Annotated in this window: 24 protein-coding genes and 1 pseudogene; 7 read left to right on the top strand and 18 right to left on the bottom strand. The window is 44.1% G+C overall.

From position 1 onward, the window contains the following. Positions 1-31 precede the first annotated feature (31 nt). The 7 genes from ACE2AL_RS16340 to purB form a co-directional block, all read right to left on the bottom strand. Positions 32-1366: an MmgE/PrpD family protein gene (locus ACE2AL_RS16340; protein ID WP_272574046.1), complete on the bottom strand. Its 1335-nt coding sequence runs from the start codon at positions 1364-1366 to the stop codon at positions 32-34. Next, positions 1363-2526, bottom strand: a complete 1164-nt coding sequence (locus tag ACE2AL_RS16335; RefSeq protein ID WP_206083643.1) for an amidohydrolase — start codon at positions 2524-2526, stop codon at positions 1363-1365. Before ACE2AL_RS16335 ends, ACE2AL_RS16340 begins: the two co-directional genes overlap by 4 nt. 45 nt (positions 2527-2571) lie before the next feature. After that, complete coding sequence (locus tag ACE2AL_RS16330; RefSeq protein WP_206083644.1) at positions 2572-3333, bottom strand: amino acid ABC transporter ATP-binding protein; 762 nt, start codon at positions 3331-3333, stop codon at positions 2572-2574. A 9-nt stretch (positions 3334-3342) separates the two neighbouring features. Beyond that, a complete protein-coding gene (locus tag ACE2AL_RS16325) occupies positions 3343-4014 on the bottom strand; it encodes an amino acid ABC transporter permease (RefSeq protein WP_206083645.1) in 672 nt (223 codons plus the stop codon). A 62-nt stretch (positions 4015-4076) separates the two neighbouring features. After that, positions 4077-4877, bottom strand: a complete 801-nt coding sequence (locus tag ACE2AL_RS16320; protein ID WP_206083646.1) for an amino acid ABC transporter substrate-binding protein — start codon at positions 4875-4877, stop codon at positions 4077-4079. Beyond that, a complete protein-coding gene (locus ACE2AL_RS16315; RefSeq protein WP_206083647.1) occupies positions 4874-5413 on the bottom strand; it encodes a GNAT family N-acetyltransferase in 540 nt (179 codons plus the stop codon). The genes ACE2AL_RS16320 and ACE2AL_RS16315 overlap by 4 nt, the downstream gene beginning before the upstream one ends. A 13-nt stretch (positions 5414-5426) precedes the next feature. Then, positions 5427-6791, bottom strand: a complete 1365-nt coding sequence (purB, locus tag ACE2AL_RS16310) for an adenylosuccinate lyase (protein ID WP_206083648.1) — start codon at positions 6789-6791, stop codon at positions 5427-5429. Positions 6792-7300: 509 nt separating this feature from the next. Between purB and ACE2AL_RS16305 the strand changes: the two genes are divergently transcribed. The 5 genes from ACE2AL_RS16305 (at position 7301) to ACE2AL_RS16285 (ending at position 13549) form a co-directional block, all read left to right on the top strand. Beyond that, a complete protein-coding gene (locus ACE2AL_RS16305) occupies positions 7301-8923 on the top strand; it encodes an ABC transporter substrate-binding protein (protein ID WP_206083649.1) in 1623 nt (540 codons plus the stop codon). Continuing rightward, positions 8901-9854, top strand: a complete 954-nt coding sequence (locus ACE2AL_RS16300; RefSeq protein ID WP_375083686.1) for an ABC transporter permease — start codon at positions 8901-8903, stop codon at positions 9852-9854. Before ACE2AL_RS16305 ends, ACE2AL_RS16300 begins: the two co-directional genes overlap by 23 nt. 59 nt (positions 9855-9913) lie before the next feature. After that, complete coding sequence (locus tag ACE2AL_RS16295; RefSeq protein ID WP_241016817.1) at positions 9914-10717, top strand: ABC transporter permease; 804 nt, start codon at positions 9914-9916, stop codon at positions 10715-10717. Next, the gene (locus ACE2AL_RS16290; RefSeq protein ID WP_272574050.1) at positions 10717-12393 is read left to right on the top strand and encodes an ABC transporter ATP-binding protein; all 1677 of its coding nucleotides are present in this window, start codon (positions 10717-10719) and stop codon (positions 12391-12393) included. Before ACE2AL_RS16295 ends, ACE2AL_RS16290 begins: the two co-directional genes overlap by 1 nt. A gap of 148 nt (positions 12394-12541) precedes the next feature. Beyond that, positions 12542-13549 carry a substrate-binding domain-containing protein gene (locus tag ACE2AL_RS16285; RefSeq protein ID WP_375083685.1) on the top strand — a complete coding sequence of 336 codons (1008 nt, stop codon included), beginning with the start codon at positions 12542-12544 and terminating at the stop codon, positions 13547-13549. A gap of 38 nt (positions 13550-13587) precedes the next feature. Here the strand turns inward: ACE2AL_RS16285 and ACE2AL_RS16280 are convergent, their stop codons facing one another. From ACE2AL_RS16280 to ACE2AL_RS16270, 3 genes are read right to left on the bottom strand one after another with little or no spacing between them, the layout of a single operon-like run. Continuing rightward, entirely contained in the window at positions 13588-14514 is a 927-nt protein-coding gene (locus ACE2AL_RS16280; protein ID WP_272539282.1) for a dihydrodipicolinate synthase family protein, read from the bottom strand. Next, positions 14508-15335, bottom strand: coding sequence for an SDR family oxidoreductase (locus tag ACE2AL_RS16275; RefSeq protein WP_206083654.1), 828 nt, complete (start codon positions 15333-15335; stop codon positions 14508-14510). The genes ACE2AL_RS16280 and ACE2AL_RS16275 overlap by 7 nt, the downstream gene beginning before the upstream one ends. Before the next feature lie 22 nt (positions 15336-15357). After that, positions 15358-17013, bottom strand: a complete 1656-nt coding sequence (locus ACE2AL_RS16270; RefSeq protein ID WP_272574052.1) for a signal transduction protein — start codon at positions 17011-17013, stop codon at positions 15358-15360. 515 nt (positions 17014-17528) lie between these two features. Between ACE2AL_RS16270 and ACE2AL_RS16265 the strand changes: the two genes are divergently transcribed. Then, the gene (locus tag ACE2AL_RS16265; protein WP_206083656.1) at positions 17529-18893 is read left to right on the top strand and encodes an MFS transporter; all 1365 of its coding nucleotides are present in this window, start codon (positions 17529-17531) and stop codon (positions 18891-18893) included. 43 nt (positions 18894-18936) lie between these two features. Here the strand turns inward: ACE2AL_RS16265 and ACE2AL_RS16260 are convergent. The 8 genes and pseudogenes from ACE2AL_RS16260 to ACE2AL_RS16225 form a co-directional block, all read right to left on the bottom strand. Then, a pseudogene (locus tag ACE2AL_RS16260) lies at positions 18937-19077 on the bottom strand (IS3 family transposase); the annotation flags it as partial. A gap of 164 nt (positions 19078-19241) precedes the next feature. Beyond that, on the bottom strand, positions 19242-19859 hold the full coding sequence (ureG, locus tag ACE2AL_RS16255; protein WP_125890373.1) for an urease accessory protein UreG: 618 nt from the start codon (positions 19857-19859) through the stop codon (positions 19242-19244). A gap of 11 nt (positions 19860-19870) precedes the next feature. Then, on the bottom strand, positions 19871-20536 hold the full coding sequence (locus tag ACE2AL_RS16250; RefSeq protein ID WP_349415583.1) for an urease accessory protein UreF: 666 nt from the start codon (positions 20534-20536) through the stop codon (positions 19871-19873). 21 nt (positions 20537-20557) lie between these two features. Further along, the gene (ureE, locus tag ACE2AL_RS16245) at positions 20558-21043 is read right to left on the bottom strand and encodes an urease accessory protein UreE (protein ID WP_349422067.1); all 486 of its coding nucleotides are present in this window, start codon (positions 21041-21043) and stop codon (positions 20558-20560) included. Positions 21044-21064: 21 nt separating this feature from the next. Continuing rightward, a complete protein-coding gene (ureC, locus tag ACE2AL_RS16240; RefSeq protein ID WP_349415584.1) occupies positions 21065-22768 on the bottom strand; it encodes an urease subunit alpha in 1704 nt (567 codons plus the stop codon). Positions 22769-22770: 2 nt separating this feature from the next. Beyond that, complete coding sequence (locus ACE2AL_RS16235; protein WP_219244484.1) at positions 22771-23094, bottom strand: urease subunit beta; 324 nt, start codon at positions 23092-23094, stop codon at positions 22771-22773. Between the two features lie 8 nt (positions 23095-23102). Next, positions 23103-23405, bottom strand: coding sequence for an urease subunit gamma (locus tag ACE2AL_RS16230; protein WP_206083661.1), 303 nt, complete (start codon positions 23403-23405; stop codon positions 23103-23105). A gap of 22 nt (positions 23406-23427) precedes the next feature. Beyond that, positions 23428-24264 carry an urease accessory protein UreD gene (locus ACE2AL_RS16225; protein WP_206083662.1) on the bottom strand — a complete coding sequence of 279 codons (837 nt, stop codon included), beginning with the start codon at positions 24262-24264 and terminating at the stop codon, positions 23428-23430. A 694-nt stretch (positions 24265-24958) separates the two neighbouring features. Between ACE2AL_RS16225 and ACE2AL_RS16220 the strand changes: the two genes are divergently transcribed. After that, on the top strand, positions 24959-25846 hold the full coding sequence (locus ACE2AL_RS16220; protein ID WP_272539287.1) for an AraC family transcriptional regulator: 888 nt from the start codon (positions 24959-24961) through the stop codon (positions 25844-25846). The last annotated feature ends 172 nt before the right edge of the window (positions 25847-26018 follow it).

The raw sequence follows: 26018 nt of genomic DNA, 5'->3' as shown, positions 1-26018 counted from the left end.
GAATGCTAAGCCGCATTCCTGATATAAAAAGTTAATTCAAACTTGCAATGAGTTTGTTTCTAATCGATGACGTACTTTGCGGGGTATTAAAAAGGCAGAGCTCTAGCCATGCTTCGATTTCTTGGTAAGTGGCATTTGTCAGGCAGTTTTGCCATTTTTGCCTTAAATCAACGGGTAATTTGAGAAACTGCTGGCGGTCTAAGCGGTGGCTTAACTGGGTTGAACCCGCAAGAAACAGTGTGACTTGATGAAAACGTTTTTCAGGGGCAAGCACATCAGGGGGAACACTTCTATCAGGGTTACGGTTAACACGTTGAGCTAACGCCATAATGTGTGGGTCTAGCTCAGGCTCGGTAAAATCACATAAATGCAGCTCCCCTTTAATCAGCATGGCGGCAATAATGTATTCAAGGCAAAAACGTGCTTCGATACCATTTTCTGGCACCCTGATATTGGCTGCAATATCTCCCCCCAATGGGAAAGCGATATCGATACGTTGAAGGTTATCGAGAAGAGCGGTTAATGGCTTTCCGCTACTTAACCAGCGTTCACGTAACACCTGAGTCACTGCGACAGCTGAGTGCGTACCTGCACACGTTGGATAAGGCTTAAATTCAAGCCCCGGTGACTCAATACGCCAAGGGTTTCCCCAATCTTTGATAAGCAGTTCAGGCATGGCTTGTCGCTGGCTCATTGCTTCTAAAAAAGCATCAATCACACCATGTGGGCGGGAAGAAAAACCGCTCGACGCTAATTGAAATGAGATGACCGCGGATTGTGCAGCCAGCCCCGCATGAAGTGGCTTTACCGCAGAACCAAATTGGGCACGCAATGCGGTTGATTGTGTCGCGGCAAGGCCGAGTGCGCAGGTAGTGGTTTCTAAATCGGCGGCAAATAAATAACATAGCGCCGCGGTGGCGGCGATGGCACCTAAACTTCCTGTTGAGTGAAAACCAAGTTGGTAATGCTGATTCGTGATGGCTAGCCCTAATCGACCCGCAACTTCGACACCAACACAGTAAGCATTTAAGAACCGTATGTTATCAAGCTCATTTTGCTGCGGTGTTAAAGCGAATAGTGCGGGTAAAATAACCGTTGATGGGTGGCCGCGAAAATTAGCGTGAAAATCGTCAAAGTCGAGAGCATGCCCTGCATACCCGAGTAATAGCGCGACACTGCGGGGATCGCGCTCAGGCCAAAGAGCGCTCAGTTGTTGCCACCCCGCATCATTAATATGGCCTTCCGTCACGGAGAGTGTGACGGCGAGGTAATCCTTAATGCCGTTTTTTGCGGCGAGCTGGGCTGAAGGAGGCGGAGAGGCCCCAAGGATTTTCTCCGCCAAACTCGTGGTTAGTTCGCTAATCATTGCGCCTTACCATGATATTCATTGAGTACTGTTTCCGCTAATTGAGCGAGGTAACGTGCGGTTGGGTATAAGGCTTTATCATCGACACGGAATTTTGGATGATGTAAAGCATAGGGGCCACCTGAGCCAATCATCATAAATGCGCCTGGTATTTTTTGTTGGTAGAAAGCAAAGTCTTCACCAATCGGGCTTGCTTCGACTCTGATAGCCTCAAAACCAGATTTTTCAGCTTGGATCAGGGCTAAATCGACCCATTCCCCAGTGTTAACCACCGAAGGTGGGCCAGGATGCCATATTAATTCGATTTGTGCATTAAATGTGGCGGCGATCCCAGCGATAATTTGGCGTAATCGCTGTTCAATTTGCTCTCGGGTGGCTTGTTTGAAGGTACGCACCGTGCCTTCTAAATAAGCGGTATCAGGGATCACATTCCATGTACTGCCACTGTGAACTTGTGTAATCGACACCACGGCGTTTTGATCAGAAGAAACATTTCTACTGATAATGGATTGCGTCGCATTGATAATCTGAGCAATGATAATTAGTGGGTCATTGCCTTCATGTGGCTTCGCAGCATGAGCCCCTTTCGCGGCAATTTTAATTTCGAAGCGATCAACCCCAGCGGTAAGCGCGCCTTCTTTACTGCCTATTACACCGACTGGCAAAGTAGGGTCATTATGAATACCAAATATCGCCAGAGCACCATCTAATGCCCCTGTAGCAAGTAGATCTGGTGCACCTTGGCCAGTTTCTTCTGCGGCTTGGAAGAGAACTCGCACGGTACCTTTTAAATTGGCGCTATTTTGTTGCAGCAAAATCGCGGCACCCAGTGCGGCGGAAGCATGAAAATCATGACCACAAGCGTGCATTACCCCTTTGTTTTCAGAGACAAAATCAACACCAGACTCCTCTTCAATAGGTAGCGCATCAATATCGGAACGTAACACGATTAAGGGGCCGTCTTGTTGGCCTTTAATCTCTGCGACTAACCCAGTTGCTAACGGAAGGGGTAAAATAGTAATCCCAGCTTCCGTTAACGCATCGCGAATACGCTGCGTTGTTTGGTGTTCTTGATTCGATAATTCAGGAAAACGGTGCATTTCGTGGCGAAATGCTTGAATTTTATCTGCAAGTGCTTGCTCATGGCTGCTAATGTTCATTAAGTTTCTCCCCATTAAGGCGCAGGTGCCTACGGATTTTTTTGGTTATATATTGAATTCGTCGATTGGCTCGATATTAGTCAATTGACGTAAAAAACGGCGTGTTTGTGGGTTTTCAGAGAAGCGAATAACTTGCTCTGCGGGGCCTTGTTCAACAATCTGTCCATCCGCCATAAAAATCACGCGGTCAGCCACTTCTTTGGCAAATTCCATTTCATGGGTCACTATCACCATGGTGGTTTTTTGCTGAGCAAGGGATTTAATCACCTGAAGCACCTCAAATACTCTTTCTGGGTCGAGAGCCGAGGTTGGCTCATCAAATAAAATGGCTAAAGGGTTGACGGCAAGGGCACGGGCGATACTCACTCGCTGTTGTTGCCCGCCCGATAACGTGACTGGGTATTTGTGGCTATGTTCAGCTAGGCCGACAGTATCCAACAGCGCTAAACCGATTTTATCGGCTTCGCTTTTCGCCATTTTTTTAACGGTGATTAATCCTTCCGTCACATTTTCAAGTGCTGTTTTATTTTTAAACAGGTTGTAATTTTGAAACACCATGGCGGTTTGACGGCGTAATGCATAGGCATCATTTACGCTATGTTTATGCGTATCTAAGGTGACATCGCCGATTTGTATAATGCCAGATTCAGGGTGTTCTAACAGGTTTAGGCAGCGTAATAAGGTGGACTTCCCAGAGCCAGAAGGGCCGATAATGGCGACCACTTCCCCTTCTTGGATATCGAGGGAAATATTATTTAAAACCGTATTGGTGCCAAAGCTTTTATTCAGTTGCGATACACGGATCATCATCATTCCTTACCGTTGTAATGATTGGCTTAAGCGTTTTTCTAGCACCGTTTGTAAACGGCTATAGATAAGCACGGTGAGCCAGTAAATGAGCCCAACAACAATGAATGTTTCGAAGTAACGTAATGATTCAGCGGCGATCATTTTGCCTTCTGCGAACAGTTCTGTGACACCAAGTGCAAAGGCCACAGAGGTATCTTTAATCAATGAAATAAAGGTATTACCCGTTGCAGGCAGTGTGTTCAGCATTGCTTGAGGCAAAATAATGCGACGGTAAATTTGGCGCTTTTGCATACCAATCGATAAGCCTGCTTCCATCTGCCCAAAGTCGACGGAGGTCAATCCAGCACGATAAATTTCGGCCATATAGGCAGAGTTTTTCAGGCTAAAGCCAATAATTGCCGCTGTAAACGCATCCATCCCATTAAAAATGGGAAAGGCTTGAGGTAAGCCGAAATAAATAATAAACAGCTGTACCAGCGTTGGAATTCCACGAAATAGGGAGACGTATAAATCGACGATTTTAACAACCGCCTTGATACCCGTAATCCGCAGTAGTGCAAGCGTCAACCCTAATGTCATCGCACAAACCATTGAAACAATAGCAAGAAATAGCGTGACAGGTAGGTAGCTTAAAATTTGCGGAAAGATCCGCACAATATAGTCGAAATCTAAATTCATCATTCATGCCTTACAATATTGGCCGGCCTGAGTTCCCAAAGGCCGGTCAGCGCCTAGACTAATTAGTTGGCTGCTTTAGCGGTGATATCTTCACCAAAGTATTTTTCTGACAGTGCTTTTAAACGGCCATCTTGGCGTAATACCTCTAGCTCTTTATCAAATGCCGCCTTCAGTTCTTTCCCTTTTTCATCTTTTTGGAAAGGGAAACCGACGGCTTCAATCACTAAAGGCTCCCCGACCAGTTTTAATGGCAGGTTGTTCTCTTTGATTTCGGCTAATAAGATAGGGCGCGAGTTGACGTAAGCTTGAACGCGGTTGTTAATCGCATCATTCATAGCTGCGTCACGACTTTCATAGGTGCGGATCGTGACACCATTGTCACCAAAGGCTTTTTTCAAGTTTACAAGGTGGTTAGAACCTAAAACCCCAGCGATCGTTTTCCCCTTTAAATCATCGACAGTGTTAATGTCTTCATTTGATTTATTGGTCACGAGCTGGCTGCCGTAATAACTATAAGGTGCGGTGAAGTCGTATTTTTCTTGGCGAGCAGGTGTAATTGACACTACATTCGCGACAGTATCGAGCTTTTTCGCCTCAAGTTGACCCATTAAGCCGCTAAAGTCAGAGGTGACCCAAACAATGTTATAATTGAGATCTTTCGCAATGGTTTCTGCCAGTTCAACGTCAAAACCCGTGAGCTTACCATCCTTTTTATAGGCACTGGGGAAGCTGAGCCCCGTGGCACCAATACGTAGTTCTTGGCTAGATTGTGTTTCAGACGTTTTTTCTGTTTTGTTATCACAAGCGGTCAGCAAAGTCGTTGCCGCGACGAGACCTGCGATCAGCGTAATATATTTTTTCATCGTGTTTTCTCCGGTTGATTAGAAATTGCTAACCATTGTGTATAACGTTGTTGATCAATGATTTTTCGCATAAAAATAGTGATGTGGCCTTTGCCTAAGTCCCTTTTTTCAACAGTCTGAAAGCCTAAAGATTGGTAGTAATCCACTAACCACGGGTGGCTTTGTGCCGTACCCAGTGAATAAGCTGGCGCACGCAGTTGTTGTGATAAAATGTTATCTTCAAACCAAGCCAATATTTTTTTACCCAGTTGTTGGCCTCGATGTGTTGGTGCGGTTGCAAACCAGCCAATATGAGGTAAACCAAATGGGCCGGGTTGCTTGCTCCATGGGTAACGCAAGGTGACGGAGGCAATTAAAATACCGTCTTCAAACATCCCATAAACGGCGTGGTTATTGAGGTGTTGAGTCATCGCGGCTAAATCAGCGGTCGCCGCATCAAAACGAATACCCAAATGCTTAATTTCTGCGTAAGCATGATGAAGTAATTGGTAAAACGCAGTTGCATCGGTAGCCAGTAATTGACGGTATTGGTACATAACGACCTCGTTCTTAATCCGCTAATAAACCGAGTGTTTTCGCGTGGGCAATCACTTGGTCAACCTTTTGAGGTGCTGAACCCAAATAGTTAATCGGGTCTAACCATGCATCGAGTTCTTGCTCAGAAATGAATCCAGCTAGCTGCTCATTGGCCTGTAATACGTCTTTAAATGTACGTTGCTCTTCATAGGCTTGCATCGCGCACTCATACACAATGTGGTGTGCGGTTTGTTTACCAATTTTGGTGCCTAATTCGAACATCACTTTTTCCGACAGTAATAAGCCACCTTGTAGGTCAAGGTTACGGCGCATTTGCTTTTCGTTGACGGTGACACCTTCAATAACCGCAAGGGCATTTTTCAACTGAGCGGAGAGGTAGATACAAATTTCAGGTAAGGCTATCCACTCAGCGCGCCAGCTCATGGCATCTCTTTCATGTTCAACATGCATGGATTCATAAATAAGTGACACACTCTTGAGTAGCGGGTGTGTCAAACTCGCCAAGCCTTCCAATGCTGCTGGATTACGCTTATGAGGCATGGTAGTAGAACCAATTTTCCCCGCAGAGAATGGCTCTTCAATTTCATTAATTTCAGTACGCATTAGGTTGTATAGTTCGTTCCCGATTTTCCCTAAAGTGCCGCTGATTAAGGCACAAACAGAGGCAAACTCACTGAACCTGTCGCGCGCAGATTGCCACCCGATAGTCGGGGTGCTTAGCCCTAAAATATCCAATGTGCGTTTTTCGACAGCGGGGCCTGTTTCGCCAAATGCGGCATAAGTACAAATAGCGCCGCTAATATTTCCGGTTAATACGCGTGATTTAATTTCATTTAGGCGTTGGTGATGGCGTAAAAATTCATCTAACCAAACGGCAACTTTAAAACCAAAAGTTGTTGGAAGTGCTTGCATACCATGGGTTCTGCCAACCATCGGCGTGTTTTGGTAGCGTTTGGCGCTATTGGCTAGAGCGGTAACGAGTGCTTTTGCATCACGTTCGATGATATTAAATGCGCTCTTTAGCTGTAGCATGGTGGCGGTATCCACAATATCTTGCGTGGTTGCACCATAATGAATGTACTCACCCGCCTCACCACATTGTTTTTGCAGCGCGATCAATGTTGGCATTAAGGAATGCTTCATTTGCGCGCCTTGGCTCGCAATTTCTTCAATATTTAGTTTATCTGCATCTGCGTGTTGTTCGATATATTGCGCCGCCTCTGTAGGGATCAAACCGAGTTCGCCTTCGGCTTTCGCCAGTGCCACTTCAACCGCTACTTGGCTTTTTAATCGGTTATGTTCCGACCAAACATGACGCATTTCTTCAGTGCCAAAGTTATTACCAATTAATATAAAGTCGATAAGATGTGAGGCCATTTTGTTCTGCCTTATAACTAAATTTATTTAACAAGATGATTTTTTCATAAAATATCACCGTGGTTATAAAACGATAAGAATTAAAAAATATAAGTTATATTGAAAGTGTGAATGTTAATTGAGGTAATATAATTCATTGAGGGTTGTTGAATCTTTATAAAATATAAAAATGTTTACTTATCAATTTGTTGCTTTGGGTTTATTGTTGATTGATAATTTCTTCTGGTTATGGGGGAATAGACGTTTAAAATAGAAAATACAAATTTAATCAATGATGAAAATGATATATAACTATTTTTAGTTAACTATAATTAATGGATATAAGTTGAGTTTACATGATTTTATTGTATTAAATGAGTTTTTGATTGTAATTAATTAGGTCGGTTTTTTAATTGCCTTATAATTAAAATAAATAACTCAGTTTTTTTTATTCTTTCTCTCTTTAAATTCCTATTCATAGAGTAGAGCTAACGCAATTTATGCGGCGACCATTTGAAAAGGAATAAAGGATGAGTAAACGACATACCTATTTTGAAAAAAACAATGCCAATATTTTAACAACGGCCACCGTTGCACTGAGTCTATTGGCAGCACCTTTAAGTTTTGCCGCAGCAGAAACCCCCGTCAGTGGTGGAACGCTAACCGTGGGCTTAGGCAGTGATACTCCAATTATTGATCCATCATTGACAGCGTATTCAGTTGCCGCTGTGGTGTCACGAAATGTGCTAGATTCATTAGTGGGCCAAGCAGAGGACAACCGCTTTACACCGTGGCTAGCGGACAGCTGGGAAATCAACGATAACAATAAAGAATATGTATTCCATTTACGCAAAGATGTCACGTTTAGTGATGGCACGCCGTTTAATGCAGAGGCGGTTAAGTACAATTTTGAGCGTATTTTAGACCCTAAAACAATTTCCCATTATTCAAAATCATTATTAGGTCCCATTACTTCCATTACTACCCCCGATGAGTATACGGTGGTGATTCGCTATGACGAACCATTTGCACCGTTACTACAAGGCTTAAGCTTACCGTACCTTGGCATTCAATCGCCGACATATTTGAAGAATACCCCAAATACCAGTTTCACTTTGGTGGGCTCGGGGCCATTCCTTTTAGATTCATTTGTGAAGGGGAGCGGCAGCAAGTTAACCAAGCGTGCTGACTATAATTGGGGGCCCGGTTATGCGACCCATCAAGGCCCCGCGTATTTAGATCACATTGAATTTAAATATTTGCCAGAAGCCTCGGTTCGTTTGGGTGCGCTAAACAGCGGTCAAATTCAAGCCATTGATGCGGTTCCTCCGGTGAATTTTAAGCAAGTTAAAAATAACCCCAAACTGAATGTGATCACTTATGAAAATCCTGGTGTTAACCGCGTATTGTATTTGAATACAGGTAAGGGCGTATTTTCAGATGTGAAATTACGTAAGGCATTCCAAAGTGCTATTGACCCTTCTGTCGCGGTGAATGCGGCCTTTTTTGGTTCATTGCGTGCCGCCGATAATGTGTTAGGGCCAGCAACGCTGTATTACGACCCATCTGTACGTAACTTATGGGGTTATGACCCAGAAAAAGCAGGGCGCTTATTAGATGAAGCGGGTTGGAGCCAGCGAGATAAAGAGGGCTATCGCACGAAAGATGGCCAACAGCTTCTTGTGCGCTTTACCTATGTACCCACTAACGTAGAAGCCGCAGACGTCACCTTATTCCAAGCGGTGCAGCAGCAGGCCAAAAAAGCGGGTTTTAACCTGCAATTTGACCCTGTTGATGCGGGGGTATTCAATGAGCGCACGGCGACGAGTAATTATGATATTGCATCAAACTTCTTTGTTCGCCCTGAACCCGATATTTTGCGTACCGCATTCCACTCTGCGTTTACGCCACCACAAGGTAACAACCACGCTCGTGTGAATACATTGGATAAGCAATTATCTGAGGCGGTAGGAACGAATGATGCAGAGCGGGAGCGTCTATATCATGAAATCCAACGTGAAATTATTGACCAAGCTTATGTTGTACCACTTTATATCCCAGCTTATCAGCTTGGTGTCTCTAAACAAGTTCAGGGTATTAACTGGGCGACTAATGCGAAGCCGAATTTCTATGATGCATGGATTAAACCATAAGTTCCGGTTAGTTAGCTATCGCTTATTGATGATTATTGCCGTGCTTTGGGGCGCGGCAACACTCTCTTTTGCGGTGGTTAAATTTATACCGGGTGACCCAGTTAGTGTCATAACGGGTAGCGAAGGGGTAGTTGATGAAACCGTCAGAGCGGAGATTATTCATCAATTTGGTTTAGACAAGCCCTTGTGGCAGCAATACATAAGTTATTCAGGGCATGCATTGATAGGGGATTTAGGTCAGAGTTATTTATACCGTCAACCTGTTATTTCAGTGATTGGTAATGGGTTAAAAGAGACCTTGCCTTTAGCATTGGGCGGATTAGGTTTTGCGTTATTGGTTTCGATTATTAATGCCGTTTTAACCGCAGGACGTCGGCATCAAGCGAAAGACCTGATTGTTGGTTTAGAACTCATTTTACTGAGTACCCCAGTGTATTGGATTGGTATTTTACTGCTCAGTATTTTTAGTTTTTCATTGCAGTGGTTTCCTGTCACCGGCAATCAAGGGGTGATATCACTGGTATTGCCAGTGATTACGTTGAGTCTACCGTTAATTGCTGTGTTAAGTCAGGTACTGCGTGATGGTATGGAAGAAGCATTAGCTCAGCCTTTTGCCACGACGGTTAGGATGCGGGGAGTCAGTGAACTTATGCTACGGGCTCGTCATGTCTTGCGCCATGCGGCATTGGCTATATCAACCTTAACCGGCACATTGCTAGCGTCGGTACTGGGAGGTTCTGTATTAACGGAGACGGTTTTTGGGCGAGCGGGCATTGGTCAAATTATGTTAGGCGCCATCGAAAACCGGGATATGCCGTTGGTACTTGGGCTCGTTATGTTTTCTGCTTTTTTATTTGTTGTGATTAATTTATTGATTGATGGCCTTTATTTGTTAATCGACCCTCGCTTACGTAAACAGGAGGCTATCTGATGAGTAGTGATGTATATGGAATCAATGTGGCGCGGCCGCGGGTGCTCTCCCAATTTGTCATGAAATATCGTGGCCTATTGTTACCAAGTATGGTGTTGACGATATTGTTGCTCGCGATGTTTTTCCCAGCTTGGTTTACTCATTATGCACCGGATGAGGTTGATTTAACGGCTATTTTGCAACCTCCGAGTACTGAACACTGGTTTGGCACAGACCAATTAGGCCGAGATGTTTATACACGGGTGGTTTATGGTACTTCGCTATCACTCAGTATTGGTTTAGGTGCCACATTAATTGCATGTTTAGGCGGCATCTTACTAGGCAATGCGGCTGTATTGACCCCGAGGTTTATCCGTACACCACTGGTGCGTTTACTCGATATCATGTTGGCTTTTCCAGATTTATTGCTGGCGTTATTAGTGATAGCGGTATTAGGGCGTGGGCCCGAAAATACATTGCTGGCGGTTGGGATTGCGGCAATTGCAGGCTATGCGCGCCTAGTCCGTTCGCAAGTCTTACTGGTGAAATCCTCTGGTTATGTTGAGCATGCTGTTGCACTCGGAATGCCAGCAAACCGTATTATTTTTCGACATATTATTCCCAATACACTGCGCCCGTTACTCATATTAGCCACCATTGGTGTTGGTCATGCGGTGTTAGCCGCTTCGGCATTGAGTTTCTTAGGGTTGGGAGTTACCCCGCCAACCGCAGAATGGGGGGCTTTACTTGCGGATGGCCGAAACTATTTAGACAGTGCGCCATGGATAAGTTTAATGCCAGCAACGGTGATTGCATTATCAGTGATCACCATTACATTGATGGGAAGACGCATACAGCGATTGATTGCGCGAGGTGAATTTTAATGAATCCTAACATCACGGAACAAGGCCGAGCGGTTTTGCAGGTTGAAGACTTGCATGTGCGTTTTTTATCGCAAAATGAAAATTTTCACGCAGTTTCTGGGGTCTCTTTTACATTACATGCGGGGGAAATTATTGCATTAGTTGGGGAATCGGGCTCAGGAAAATCCGTAACAGCTCGCACGTTAGTCGGCCTTACGGGGGATAACGCAGAGGTCTCTGCTAAACGCTTAGCACTGCTTCACACTGACCCTCAAGGGGCAAGCCACGAAATTGATTTACGCCATCAAAGCCAATCTAATTGGCGAAAGATACGCGGACGAGAAATTGGTTTTGTGTTACAAGATGCTCTGACGTCTTTAGATCCCTTACGCAAAATAGGTCAAGAAATTGCAGAGCCACTACTGGCTCATCGATTAGCGTCACGTAGCGAAATCCCCCAAAAAGTTAACGCCTTACTCGAGATGGTTGGAATACCTGACCCCCTTAATCGGTCACAAATGTACCCCCATGAATTATCGGGTGGGTTGCGTCAAAGGGCGCTAATCGCATCTGCATTGGCGGGACAACCGCGGGTATTAATTGCGGATGAACCGACGACTGCGTTGGATGCCACTATTCAAAAGCAAATATTGGAAGAGTTTAAATCATTAGCGCAGTTAGGGATTGGCATTTTATTAATCACTCACGATTTATCGGTCGTCGCCGATATCGCCGACCGAGTGATAGTGATGCAGCATGGGCGGCCGCGAGAAAGTGGGGATGTTCACCAGGTGCTTAAATCTCCCCAGGACCCTTACACAATAAAATTATTGTCATCTGTGCCTACCCGGCATTCACGAGGAACTTGGCTGACAGGGCGTGATCCTCTAGCAAATTGGTCAGAACCCGCGACCTCATCATCAGTGGGGGCAGAACCTGATACGGTGTTATCCGTTGAGCAGGTCTCTCGTGCTTTTCGATTACCAAATGGGCAAAAATTACAGGCGGTTGATAATATTTCCTTGACCCTTAAAAGGGGGGAAACACTCGGTATTGTTGGCGAATCAGGTTCAGGCAAAACGACATTAGGCAAACTGATTTTAGCATTGCAAACACCGAATAATGGCCGTATTGAGTTACTTAACCAGCCGTGGAGTACGCTAAAAGAGCGTCAGCGTAGAGCGCTTCGTCCGCGAATTCAAACGATTGTGCAAGACCCATTAAGTTCTTTTGATCCGCAACATACGGTGGAGCAAGTGCTGTTGCAGCCGCTTGAACTGCATTCGACACTCACCGCTGTGCAGAAACAACAGCGAATAAATGAACTGTTATCTTTAGTTTCGCTCGATAGTCAGCTATTGAAACGTAGGCCCGCCTCATTGTCTGGCGGGCAACGGCAACGTATCTCAATTGCCCAAGCATTGGCCTGTGAACCCGATATCCTCGTTTGTGATGAGCCTGTCTCGGCCCTTGATGTGACGACGCAAGCTCAAGTGTTGGACTTGTTGTCTTCGTTACAGCAAAAGCTGGGGTTGGCGATGGTGTTTATCTCCCATGACTTGGGGGTGGTACAGCATATTAGCCACCGGATTGTGATACTGAAGTCAGGAAAAATTGTGGAAATGGGCAGCGTTGATGCGATTTTTACGCAACCAAAGCACCCTTATACTCAATTGCTGTTATCGTCAGTATATTGACTTGTTTTGCTCAAAAGGAAGGTGTCAGCGTGCGTGGTTATTTATGTGTTTTTTCGTGCACTCAGTTTAACAGTTGTATGCCTAGTCTATATTGCTAACTCGAATTAGTTTATACTTAAATTTATTTATAAATGATTATAGCGAACTTATGGCAAAAACTGTTGAGCAAATTGCGAACGATTTAAACCTATCAGTGACGACGGTTCGGTTAGTTTTAAGTCAAAAAGCGGAGCAATACCGTATTAGCAAAGCGACCCAAGAACGGATTCAGTCTTATGTTGAAACCCATGGACTGGTGGTTAATTACGCGGCTCGCAGTTTGAAACTAAACAAAACTGACACGCTTGCTCTTGTTGTTCCTCGGTTATCGAATTTATTTTTCTCAACTTTAGCTGAAAAACTTGAAACCTGTTGTCAAAAAGCAGGATATCAGCTGATTATTGCTTGTTCTTATAGTGACCCTAAACACGAAAAAGAAGTCGTTCGGAGCTTGTTAGAACGCAATGTTGATGGGTTATTTATTGTCCCTTCTTCTTTAGAAACTCAGCTACATCATCGAAAATTAGCCCGTAAGCGGCCTATTATATTTTTAGACCGAGACTTCGGCGAAATGGACGTTCCTTTGGTGCTAAGTGACAACTATAGCGGTAGTAAAACATTAGTTCAGTCCATTAAAAAGGCCGTCAACGTTGAGCCTTTATTTTTTATTGCGGGTGATACCCAACAACCGTCAATTCAGAGCCGTTTACAAGGTTATTTAAATGAAATGCCAGAGCGGCAGAGCTGGGTTTTAACTGCGCGCCATAATCGTAAAGAAGATGGGCAACATTTAATGCATGAATTCTTAAAGAAAAATAAGCAACCACCCTCCGCTTTCATTACTTCGTCATTGCCTATCTTAGAAGGGACATTGAGCGCACTCCGTCAGGTTTATGGGTTTATTCCTCAGGAAATTCCGATAGGTACTTTTGATGAAAGCGACATGCTCGGTTTTTTACCAAATGCGGTTTGGTCCATGGGGCAGAATGAAGATGCATGGGCACAACATGCCTTTCATCTAATGCAAAATAAGCTTCAAGGTGATAAGAGCAATGTGAAAATAACAGTGCCAATGACGTTAATTTATCGGCCTTTATCGGTCGCTAGGAATATCTAAGGGAGACTGAGCCCCGAGAATAAGGGCTCATTGATTCACTAGATTAAGGCACGTGCTGCGTGGATATATTCTTGTAAACGGGAATTCAAGCTATCGAGTGCTTGTTTTTGTTGTACATTCAGTGGGATAAACGGTTCTCTTACAGGGCCTAAATAGTCGAGCTCTAGTCCTGCCAAGTATTTTGTTGATTGAAAAATACCGTTATTGACCATGGTTTCAACGACATCGTTGATTTGATGCTGCAGTTTTTGTGCAGTGAAAAAATCCCCTTTAGCAAAACAGTGGCGAACCGCGAGAAAAAGTTCAGGCTGAATATTCACGGTTGTCCCCACTGTTGCCGTGGTCCCTGCCGCCAAACTGGAAAGAAAAATTTCATCAAAACCATTAAAGAAAACTTTTTCAGGGTGCTTATCCACCATACGTTCTAAGGCGTAAAGGTTGTGAGAGGTATGCTTCACCCCCAATGTTTGTTCATTGCTAAATAACGTCTTTGCCATTTCAAGGTCTAGCTCGACCCCTGTAAACTGAGGAATGTTATACAAAATAACTGGCAGCGATGTTTCATCTAAAATACGTTGGTAATACCGAATGATCGCTTCATTACTGTATTTATAATAGTAAGGAGGGACTAAAGAAACGGCACTCGCCCCCACACTTTGCGCGTGTTTTGCTAATTCGACGGCATCTTGAGTTCTCGGGGCTCCAATGTGGCTAATGACAGGCACTTTTCCCTTACTACTAGTGATAATGGTTTCAAGGACTTGTTTTCGTTCATCTAAATGTAACAGTGGACCTTCACCAGATGACCCGCAGCAATAAAACCCTTCAACACCACGGGCGATTTGGTGCTCCACAAGCATGGCTAATGCTGTCGTATTTATATCTTCGTTGTCATGCATTGGGGTCACAATGGCAGACATAATCCCGCGAAATTTAGCCCATTTGTCTTGCTGTTGATTTACCATGCTGTCCAGCCTCCATCAATAACAAGGTTTGCGCCAGTCATATAGCAAGATGCGTTAGAAAGCATAAAGACAATAGCACCATTAAATTCATCGGGATTAGCCATGCGACCAATTGGAATGCGGTCAGTGTAATTTTTTTGGAATCGTGGATCTTGATCCTGCCGAGCAACGCCAGAAAGCGTTAATGTATTCACTCGAATACCTTCTTTCCCCCAATAAGTTGCACAATAACGGGTAAAATTATAGATACCTGATTTTGCGGCTGCATAGGCAACAGGCTTAATAAAAGGAATACCCGTATCCTCCTTTTTATAGCTATAGATATCTTGAACAGGTGACACAACACCATAAATCGAACCAATATTGACGATGGACCCAGTTTTTTGTGCCTTTCTCATGCGTTTTCCGACTTGCTGGGTCATCAAAAAGGTTCCGACGAGATTTACATCAACTACTTCACGGAAAACCTCTTCTGGAAAATCTTCAAATGGGCCTGATACTTCAGGTGGCGCGCTTGGTTGGGTATCGATACCTGCATTATTCACTAAACCATCAGGTGTTCCCCATGAAGATTCAATGCGATCTAATACGCCATTAATACTTGATTTATCTGTAATATTAACTTCATAGCATGCGATGCGAGGAGAGTCTTTCAATGAGCCTAATACCTGAGTCAGACGCACTTGTGTAACGTGGGTTGCTAATACAGCAACCTTGGCTCCACGCTCATGCAGGGCTTTGACGTACTGTACGCCAAGTTGCCCTAATCCACCGGTGACAATAATTATTTTATCTTGTAGTGAGAAAAGAGGGTCAGTCATAACATGTTCCTTATTTTTTTATTTATTGATGGATAAAATATCGACGGGCATCCCCAGCAATCAACACATGAATATTTTGCGTCATCGCTTGTGCTGCAAAGGCTTGGACTACGCTACCTAAAACGTCCTCATCAACATAGGCAATCGACAGGTGGTTACTTTGATGCCCCGCCATTAATGAATCACGGGAAACACCATCAAGTACAGCATTTAATAATGGCCATTCATAGTTTGTTGCTAAGCGGCGGCGTTCAAATTCGGCATCTGGAAGTTCAACGGCGGTACCAGTCCCAATATGCATAACCACTTGGAGCCCTTCATAGTGGGCACGAGCCCAGATAAAGCGGCCTTTTTTCCCTTGCCCTGCGATTGTGGAACCGCCAAAAGGGAAGAACATTGGCGGCTGACGATAACCTGTTGCCCCAGCAATACCGCCTTTTAGGTGTGCAAATGGAACTGCGCCTGAAATTTCAAAATCCCAATAGAAAGTGCCTTCATACTCGCTTCCCCAACGAATGTCATGTAATGTTGTTTCACTAGCAATATTTAATGATTGCAATAGCTTAGCCATAATGACTTGCGGAATAGCGCTACCCATATCCACTTCATTAATACAGGTGATAGGCAAGTTTGGAGCAATGATTTCACCGTTTTCATCGGGAATAGGGAAGCGTGCAGAGTTACCGATAGCGCCTTCTGCAAAGTCAGAAGCAGCACAACTATCTTTCAAGCCTTGTTGGTATTGCACCCCAACAGCGCTTAAACCAAATCTTTTTGTGAACCGAGCCATCGCAATCATCATGGCACACTGTTCTAATACTTGATCACGGGTTAATTCGTTGCTGTGGTTTGTGCCAAATTTAAATGTCATTCCTTGGGATTGATACCATGCCAAACATGCTTCTCGTAGGGATTGTGGTACTTTTTGCATTTCTACTAGCAAGGCGGATTGAGATAAGGATTCAATCGGCATTCCAATATCAATCATTGATTTTTGTGGGAAAACACCATTAATCATCCCCATGCAAAAACTATCAAATAAACCAATAATAGCTTTATCACGCAACATGGCTTGGCCCATTTCACGGCCGATTTTGCCCTCAGGGGTTCCCATAACGGCATCAGTTGCTTTTAGCGGGTATAAATAATCCAATTTATGATTGAGAAAACCATCATCAAGCCACGTCTGTAATCCTTTCATAAAGAATTCATCAGTGAATGTTTCAGACCACAACCGTGAATAATGGCAGCCTAAACTTGTTAAACAACCCGCCATACACAGCATACCAACTAGCCCTGGCCATGTGCCATCAAAGTTGGCTAACAATAAAATTGGGCCGCGATGATGGACTAATGAAGGGGCAATATGGTGTGAATATTGCCATGCCGTTAATAACACAATAACGGGGGCATCAGGTGCTATTTGCGCAAAAATATCACTTCCTTCTCGCTGGTTACTGATGAACCCATGTCCTCTTTCTTTATCCACGGGGTGCGCCCGTTTGACTTGGTAGCCAAGGGTGTTTAGCGCATCGGCTAAGCGCTGTTCATACAGAGACTGCGTGGGCCAACAGGTCACATTCGCAGGTTCGCGTAAGTCAGCATTTGTCACCAATAATACTTCATTGGGTTGAGTTGTTATTAATTTTGGACGGTTAGGGGGAGTAAAAGTCAACATAGGAAGCTCTCCTGATGATAAATGCTGAGTGTGTCAAGTGTGCTAATTCGAGTTAGCAAAATATTATTATTGGTTGTGTAACACAATTTGTTTAAACTAAATATGTGATGAACATCATGGTTGGTTTTTTAACTAATTGTAATTAAAGTGTTTATTTTTATATCTATTATTTTTCGAAGAGCTTGGTTTTATTTTGACATCTTTAGAATGTTAATGATTTGTTTAATTTTCTTCTATTGTGTTCGTTTGAGTTGTTGGACTGAGTTTGCTCACCTTCAATTTTTTGTATGAAATCAGTGAAAATATAATGCTATATTAATGAATAAAATATTTTTGATTTATAAATCAAAGCAGTATAAGAGATTAAAAGATCGTCATCACAAAATTATAAATAATAACTTTGAGCAATCATATCCTTTGCTATTATCAGCTAACTCGAGTTAGCAAACAACAAAATATTTACATAATATAACGAATGCAAGCACACCGATAATCACCGTGTAGAGGATTTGAAAATGACACTACTAACACCCACGACAAGTACAGCTCAGGTACATGAAGAAAGTGAACAAGAAAAAAAGCAGCAACGTAAGCTTGTTACCGTTCTTGGCTCAGGACTAGCAGGAACAACCATTGAGTTTTATGACTTTTTTATTTATGGCACAGCAGCGGCATTAGTTTTTCCAACACTATTTTTCCCAAATTTATCGCCGTTAATGGCATTGATCGTTTCGTTTTTAACGTTGTCTATCACGTTTGTGAGTCGTCCTATTGGTGCCATCGTTTTTGGTCACTATGGAGACAAAATAGGCCGTAAAAAATCGTTGGTGATTTCGTTGATGATTATGGGAATATCCACTTTTTGCATTGGATTAATCCCTTCTTATGAATCGATAGGAAATGCGGCTCCGTTACTCTTAATCTTTCTACGTCTTTGCCAAGGTTTTGCCATCGGAGGTGAGTGGGGAGGTGCGACAACACTAATTACGGAATATGCGCCACGTCATCGTCGAGGTTTTTTTGGTACCTTTGTTCAATTAGGGAATGTATTAGGGTTGTTTATTGCAACGGGAGTTTTTGCTTTAGTTGTCATGTTGCCAGAGGATGATTTAATGTCCTGGGGTTGGAGAATGCCTTTCTTAGTGAGTATTTTGTTATTATTTATTGGGTTATATATCCGAGCAAATATTGAAGAAACCCCAGTGTTTAAAGAAAACCAACGCCAACAAGAAACAACCCAAACAAAAGAACAAAAATACCCAGTATTAACAGTATTAAAGCATTACCGTAAATCTGTATTTCTAGCCATGGGCATGCGCATGGGGGAAATTGTGTTAGGGTGGCTAACTGTGGCATTTTTCATGTCGTATGTGACTCGTGAGTTAGATTTCACTCGTGAAACAGCATTAAACGGTTTATTGCTAGCGAGTTTTTGTGGCATTTTTACCTTCCCATTCTTTGGTTGGTTATCGGATAAAATCGGGCGTCGGCCTGTTTATTTAGCGGGTGCCACAATTACTTTTATCTTTGCTTTTCCTTTATTTTGGATGATTGATAGCGGCTCCGTTAAAATGTTTATGTTCGCCACCTCATTCTGTTATTCGGTCGGATTAGGAATGATGTTTAGTGTACAACCCGCATTTTTCTCTGAGTTGTTTGATACAAAAGTCAGGTATACCGGTGTGTCTTTAGGTTTCCAACTCGCAAATGTTGTGGGTGGACTTACTCCAATGATTGCAACGCTTTTACTGGTATGGTCGGGGGGGAATTCATGGCCTATCTCTGCATTTTTAGCGTGCATGGCTTTAGTGACAATAGCTTGCGTCTGTGCTACGAAAGAAACCTATAGTGATGATTTAACAGAAAAAGTTAAAAATTAATATCAGCAATAAGTTGATTTCCCATAAAATAAACGTGCAGTGGTCAATAAAATTTGGCCACTGTTTTCGAGTTTTTCCAAAATAGTCGTTCAGATTTATTGGGCGTGAATCCATTACTCTATTGATGAGGCCTGACTCGGTTGTAATATGCGATCATATATCCGGTTATTAGCTTCTGAGCTTCATTGACATCCTCCCCAGCCTGAACGACAGGGCTTTACGGTGTGTTTGGTAAACCTCTCACCGGTACCCATTCTGTTTTACTGAATCAGGTATAGCATGAAGTGAATATGGATAAAAACCACAGAAAATCAGGCTAGATAAGCCTATTCTCTGTGGCGAAAGCGATTAACGCCTTAACATGCCTTTATCGATAATAAACTCGATAATGGTTTCTAAGCCGACTTGTTTCTTTAAATTCGTGAAAACATACGGTTTCACTGGGCGCATTCTGGCGGTATCGGCTTCCATCACTTCCAATGACGCGCCAACATAGGGAGCGAGGTCAATCTTATTGATCACTAATAAGTCGGAATGGGTGATCCCTGGGCCGCCTTTACGTGGGATTTTTTCGCCTTCTGCGACGTCGATAACATAAATGGTTAAGTCCGCCAGCTCTGGGCTGAATGTGGCGCTCAGATTATCGCCGCCACTTTCCACAAATACAATATCCAGATTTTTGTGGCGCATTGCCAGCTCTTCAACGGCCGCAAGGTTCATGGAGGCATCTTCACGGATCGCGGTGTGCGGGCAGCCGCCTGTTTCCACACCAATAATGCGGTCGGCGTCTAATGCTTCGGCACGGGTAAGGATCTTGGCATCTTCTTGGGTATAGATATCATTAGTCACGACGGCAATTTGGTAAGTATCGCGCATCGCTTTACATAAAACTTCTAATAGGGCGGTTTTCCCTGAACCAACAGGGCCACCGACACCAATTCGCAGGGGTTGGTTATATTCTTGCATTGTGTGTTTTCTCATGAACGAAAAAGTCGAGTGTATTGGGTTTCATGCCGACTGCTGGCAATGATTTGTGCAGGGGTAAAACTGCCGATATCATCAACCGTCCATGTGGCAGATTGCGCCACAATTTCAGGGATACGTTCGGCAAGGGTAAACAAAATATGTTGCCCCGCGCTTTGACCCAGTGGAATTAATTTCACGCCAGACATCACGGTGTTTTCCAGCCAGCCCCACGTGTAGGCGGTGCACAGCTTTTCAACGTCAATGTTCCAATGCGTGGCGGCAAGGGCAAAGGCCATTAATTGTGTTTTTTTCACGCACGCTAATGCCGTGGCATCAAGCTCAATCGCCAGTTGGGGGAGCAAGCGGGCAAAGGCAATGCCTCGCTGGCGCTCTTCTTGGCGAAGCTCTTTGGTTTCACGGCTGGCAATAATAAAGTCACACCAATAAGTCACTTGCTGCCAATCAGAGCGTGAAAGATTGGCGTGAATTTGCCGCAGAACAGGGAGTTCCAATGTCGCGATTGCGTGAGTCATTTGTGCTGTTAGCCAACTGGCGAGGGTGTCTGGCGTTGTCACCCAGCCTTTTTCAATCGCCCATTCTAGCCCTTGGGAATAGGTAAATGACCCCACAGGTAAGGACGGGCTGACTAATTGGTATAAACGCAAATCCGCTAGCATCGATACACTCCCTGAATCTGATTAGTGGTGGTGATGGTGATCATCGTGGTCATGATGATGGTGATGATGACCACCCGATGAACCGCCATAAGCCCCTGGTTCTGGTTGGTATTTTTCCAGACCCACACTGACCGTTGCACCTAATCCACGCGCCATATCGTCTAAAACATGGTCGTGAAAATAACGGCACCAGCCTGCTTCAATTTGCAGAGGAACATGGCGGTTACCTAAGTGGTAACAAACCCGTGCCAGTAACAGAGGGTCATCGCTGTAAACGGTAGAAACTTGCTCTTTTGCCGCGATAATGGCGACCTGTTCACCGTCTTCTGTCGCTAAAATATCCCCTTCTTTTAAAATGGTGCCACGGGGTAAAAATAACCCCGCATCTTGCCCATCACTTAAGGTGACTTTTAAGCGGCTTTTGGTGCGTTCATCCATGGTTAAGCATAGGGACAATTCAGTGTTTGTCTGTTGTTCTGGTGGAACGACTTTAATAAATTTTTTCATTTTCTGGCTCTTAATCAGGGGTCAGAATAAAAAGTAACGTTGTGCCATTGGCAACTCAGTGGCTGGCTCACACACCAGCGGTACGCCATCGGCTTTAACAATATAGGTTTGAGGGTCTAGCTCAATATGCGGCACATAGCTGTTGTGCACCATGGAGGCCTTGCTGATATTGCGGCAACCCTCAACACGGCCGATTAAGCTTTGTAAGCCAAGCTTTTCGGGGACGCCCGCCTCAATCCCCGCTTTTGACATAAAAATCATCGAGGTTTGGTACTTCGCTTTACCGAGAGCGCCATACATTGGGCGGTAATGCACAGGTTGCGGCGTTGGAATGGCGGCGTTGATATCCCCCATTGGCGCATACGCCACAAGGCCACCTTTCATGATAAGCGCAGGTTTGACGCCAAAAAATGCGGGGTCCCATAGGATGATATCGGCTAATTTGCCTTTCTCTATCGACCCGACTTCATGAGCAATACCATGGGCTAACGCAGGGTTGATCGTGTATTTCGCCACGTAGCGCTTAATACGGTTGTTATCGCTGTCTGGGGTATCGCCTTCCATCGTGCCGCGTTGCAATTTCATTTTGTGGGCACATTGCCACGTGCGCATAATCACTTCACCTACGCGCCCCATGGCTTGGGAGTCCGAGGACATCACGGAAATCGCGCCCATATCATGCAAAATATCTTCTGCGGCAATGGTTTCACGGCGAATACGTGACTCAGCAAAGGCCACATCTTCAGGAATTGACGGGTCAAGGTGATGGCACACCATCAACATATCCAGATGTTCGTCCACTGTATTGATGGTGTACGGCATGGTTGGGTTGGTCGAGGCGGGCAAAATATTTGGCTCCCCAACGGATTTGATCACGTCAGGGGCATGACCGCCCCCTGCGCCTTCTGTATGGAACACGTGGATCACGCGCCCACCGATGGCTTTTACTGTTTCTTCGTAGAAGCCGCCTTCGTTTAAGGTGTCGGAGTGAATTGCCACTTGCACGTCCATTTCATCGGCGACATTCAAGCAGTTGTGGATTGCCATCGGGGTTGCGCCCCAGTCTTCGTGAATTTTCAGGCCAATTGCGCCTGCGGTCACTTGCTCACGAATGGCTTCGGGTTGACTTACGCAGCCTTTACCAAATAGCCCCACGTTAATTGGCAGCTCATCTACGGCCTCTAACATGCGGTACATATTCCAAATGCCCGGTGTGACCGTTGTGGCGTTAGTGCCTGCGACAGGGCCTGTTCCACCACCAATAAAGGTGGTGACACCAGAAACTAAGCCTTCTTCGGCTTGCTGCGGGCAAATAAAATGAATGTGGGTATCGACGCCGCCTGCGGTGACAATTTTGCCTTCACCCGCGACCACTTCTGTACCAGGACCAACCACGATATCCACATTCGGCTGTACATCAGGGTTACCCGCTTTACCAATACCTGCAATACGGCCATTTTTGATGCCGATATCGGCTTTAACGATGCCCCAATGGTCTAAAATAATGGCGTTGGTGATCAGCACATCGACACATTTATCGCTAGTGACTTGGCTTTGCCCCATACCATCACGAATGACTTTACCGCCACCAAATTTGACTTCTTCCCCATAGGTGGTGAAGTCTTTTTCTATTTCTAAAAACAGTTCTGTATCTGCTAAGCGTACACGGTCGCCTTGGGTTGGCCCAAACATATCCGCATACGCTTGCCGTGAGATGGTTTTCATGGTTATTTCTCACTCTCTAATTTACCCATGACTTTGCCATGGAAGCCGTAAATTTCTCGTTTACCGCTAAATGCCACCAATTCCACCGTGCGGCTTTGGCCAGGTTCAAAACGCACCGCCATACCCGCAGGGATGTTTAAACGAAAACCGAGCGTGCCGTCTCGTTCAAATTTCAAAAAATCATTCACTTCATAAAAGTGGTAATGAGAGCCGACTTGAATCGGTCTATCACCATGATTTGCCACTTGAATGGTTTTGGTTTCACGACCCGCATTCAGTTCGATGTCGCCTAAAGCCTGATTCACTTTAATTTCACCGGGGATCATATTGCCACCTATACAATTGGGTCGTGAATGGACACAAGTTTTGTGCCGTCAGGGAATGTGCATTCCACTTGAATGTCTTTGATCATTTCAGGCACGCCTTCCATGACTTGCTCCGCACTGAGCACCGTTCTGCCTTCGCTCATTAGTTGGGCGACCGTTTTTCCGTCACGTGCGCCTTCCATAATGGCGCAGCTTATTAGGGCAACGGCTTCTGGGTAATTCAGTTTTAACCCACGGGCTAAGCGCCTTTCAGCGACAAGGCCTGCGGTAAAAAGCAATAACTTATCTTTTTCTCTTGGGGTGAGTTCCATTTTTGCTCCTAAAACGAAAAATTTATGTTGCCCAAATACGGGGAGGTTCAGGGCAATAACCTAGCCAATACTGCCGCGTGGTTTGCCAAATATGGGCAAAACAGGCCATCATCGGCTCAGTTTGCGTGCCTAATAATCGTAAAACTAAAATGCCATCCACATCCGTTAGCCCATACTCAATGGGGCTATCCGTTGGGGATAAAAAATCACCTAAATGTTGTTGGATTTTTTCTTTTAATTCATCACTGGCAGGGTAAATGTACATCGACCCCATCATGGGAAACTCACGCATGACAGCAGACTGTTTTTGTGTGCCATCGATAAACAGGGATTCAGTCAGCGTGAGGGTGTCATCAATGTAAAAATTAAAGCGCCCACGCACATCGCCATTTTCAAACCATTCCCCCAAAACAGGGCGGCCTAAACATTGGATTTCCCAGCCGATAAATTTTGATGATGCAGCGACGTGTATATGGGTTTCGAGCCTAACCTGTGCATCAGGGAAAAAAATATTTTCCTGCGGTAGCCACTCTAAAAAGCCCTCAGCGGCAACCGTTAAATTCTGTACTTGTCGGGCAATACCGCCTGCGCTGCGATAAAATTTGGTCGCACCTGGGGTGGTCAGCAGTGAATGGGCATACGGCTGCACGTCAATATTAATCAGGAGTTTATCTCCACCCACCACACCACCAGGGGGATGAAGTAAATAGGTGTGGGCAACCCTTGGTTCGGGGTAAAATGGCCTTTGCACCATTAAAGGGCCGATATGTTGTTTATCGGTCAGGCGTGTTGTACCCCGTTTGAGTTCATAGCGTAAAAAAATCTCAGCTAACCAACCTGATCCTGAAAACTCAGACATACTTTCTCCTGCAAATCAGGTAATGAACAATACGCGAACATGTTTAGTTATACCCCTCACCGAATGGTTTGGGCTTTAGGGGCTGTTTATCTTTGATGGTCAATTTTTATTCGAATTAAAGCCATTTTAGGCAAGAGTCTCTCAACGTCGCATCAAATGAGTGAAACGTGCTTTAATCGAACCCGTAGGGCAGTATTTATGCACAATACTTAACTCAAATAATAAGTCAGCTTGATTGACACACTTTTATCTATTTTTTGAATTGTTTTTTTTGACCTTTTTTAGCTGTAAAAATCAGCAGCAAAGATAAACAGCCCCTAAGTGGTATAAGCCAATGCAAGTAGGGTAGGATGTGAATGAACACGAAAAATAATTATCTATAATGATGCGTTATAGGCTCGTATTCATCTGACGCGCGATTTTACACCTTCTATCGAAAATTGCCTTTCAATTAAATAGCAATTTATTTAGAAAAATGCACAATGCATAAAATAACAGTAAAAAATGAGCGGATCTCTATATTGCGATTTTTACTTAACAGGACTATATTCTGAGCCGCATTCTAGCAAGGTAGCGGAAGCCATTAACTAGCGTAATTATTTGCTATTTATCTGAATGGCTGTATTTCTGTCTGCCCATCAAGCTGCTTTTTCTAGCAGATGATTTCTGACTTTGACCAAAGTTTATTGAGATTATGGAATATAAATATTTTCTTTCATCAAGCCAAATGGTGTTAAAAGCGTTTTATATTGAAAGCGCGATGATAGCCATGCTGCAAGGAGCGAAAGGGAATGTGGTGATTAATGGTCAATCTATTGATGTTCAGTCTAATTTGACGCTCATTATTCCAAAATACAGCCAAGTCTCCTGCAATATGGAGTGCGCATCTAATCAATCGATTGAGCTGCACACACTGTCGATTGCGGACTCAGAGTTAGAATCGGTCTTTTTATTATTAAAGACCTTAATGAAGTCAGGCGCGCCGCTAACGAGCCACGTTCCCACGTTTCAGGTATTAACCCCTGAAACGGTCAGTGATAATTTCAGTTTGCTCAAGCAATGTTTACCATTAAAACAACAAAGCCAATCTCAAGAAGCGTTGTTAATGAAGCAAAGCCTGTACTTTATTTTACTGGCGATATACCAAGCGGGCGTCGATATTCTCAACATTTTCCGCTTTAATTATGATGAGCCGAAAAACCAAGCCATTACCCATTTAATTACCCAAGAACCGCAGAAAAAATGGCACTTAGAGGATGTTGCTAAGGTCTTATTTACCACACCATCGACGTTGCGTAGGCACCTTAATCGAGAAGGGGTATCATTCCGCCAATTATTATTGGATGTGCGAATGGGAATGGCATTAAATTATTTAACCTTCTCAAATTATTCGGTATTTCAAATTAGCCATCGATGTGGGTTTGGTAGCAATGCCTATTTTTGTGATGTATTTAAGAAAAAATACGCCATGACGCCATCGCAATTTCGGTTGCAATCAAGGCAGTCTAATGACCGGTCTTTTATAACTGATTTATCGTTAAACTCCACGCCTATTGAATTTGATAAAGACGTGGAAGCGTAAATTTTACTTTTTGATTTATTAAGGTAAATCAAAAAGGGGCTGAGTTTTTACGAATTATTCATTAAATTCGAAGTTCTATTGATATAGAACGTAGAAAGCGTGGTTTAAAATTTAATATAACTAAACATTGTTACTCTACGCACAGTGAATATCTCACCAATAGCGGCAATTA

Source organism: Providencia xihuensis, from assembly GCF_041953405.1.
Classification (GTDB): Bacteria; Pseudomonadota; Gammaproteobacteria; order Enterobacterales; family Enterobacteriaceae; genus Providencia; species Providencia vermicola.
Note: the sequence above shows the minus strand (reverse complement) of the source record. Positions and strands in the feature narration are given on the sequence as shown.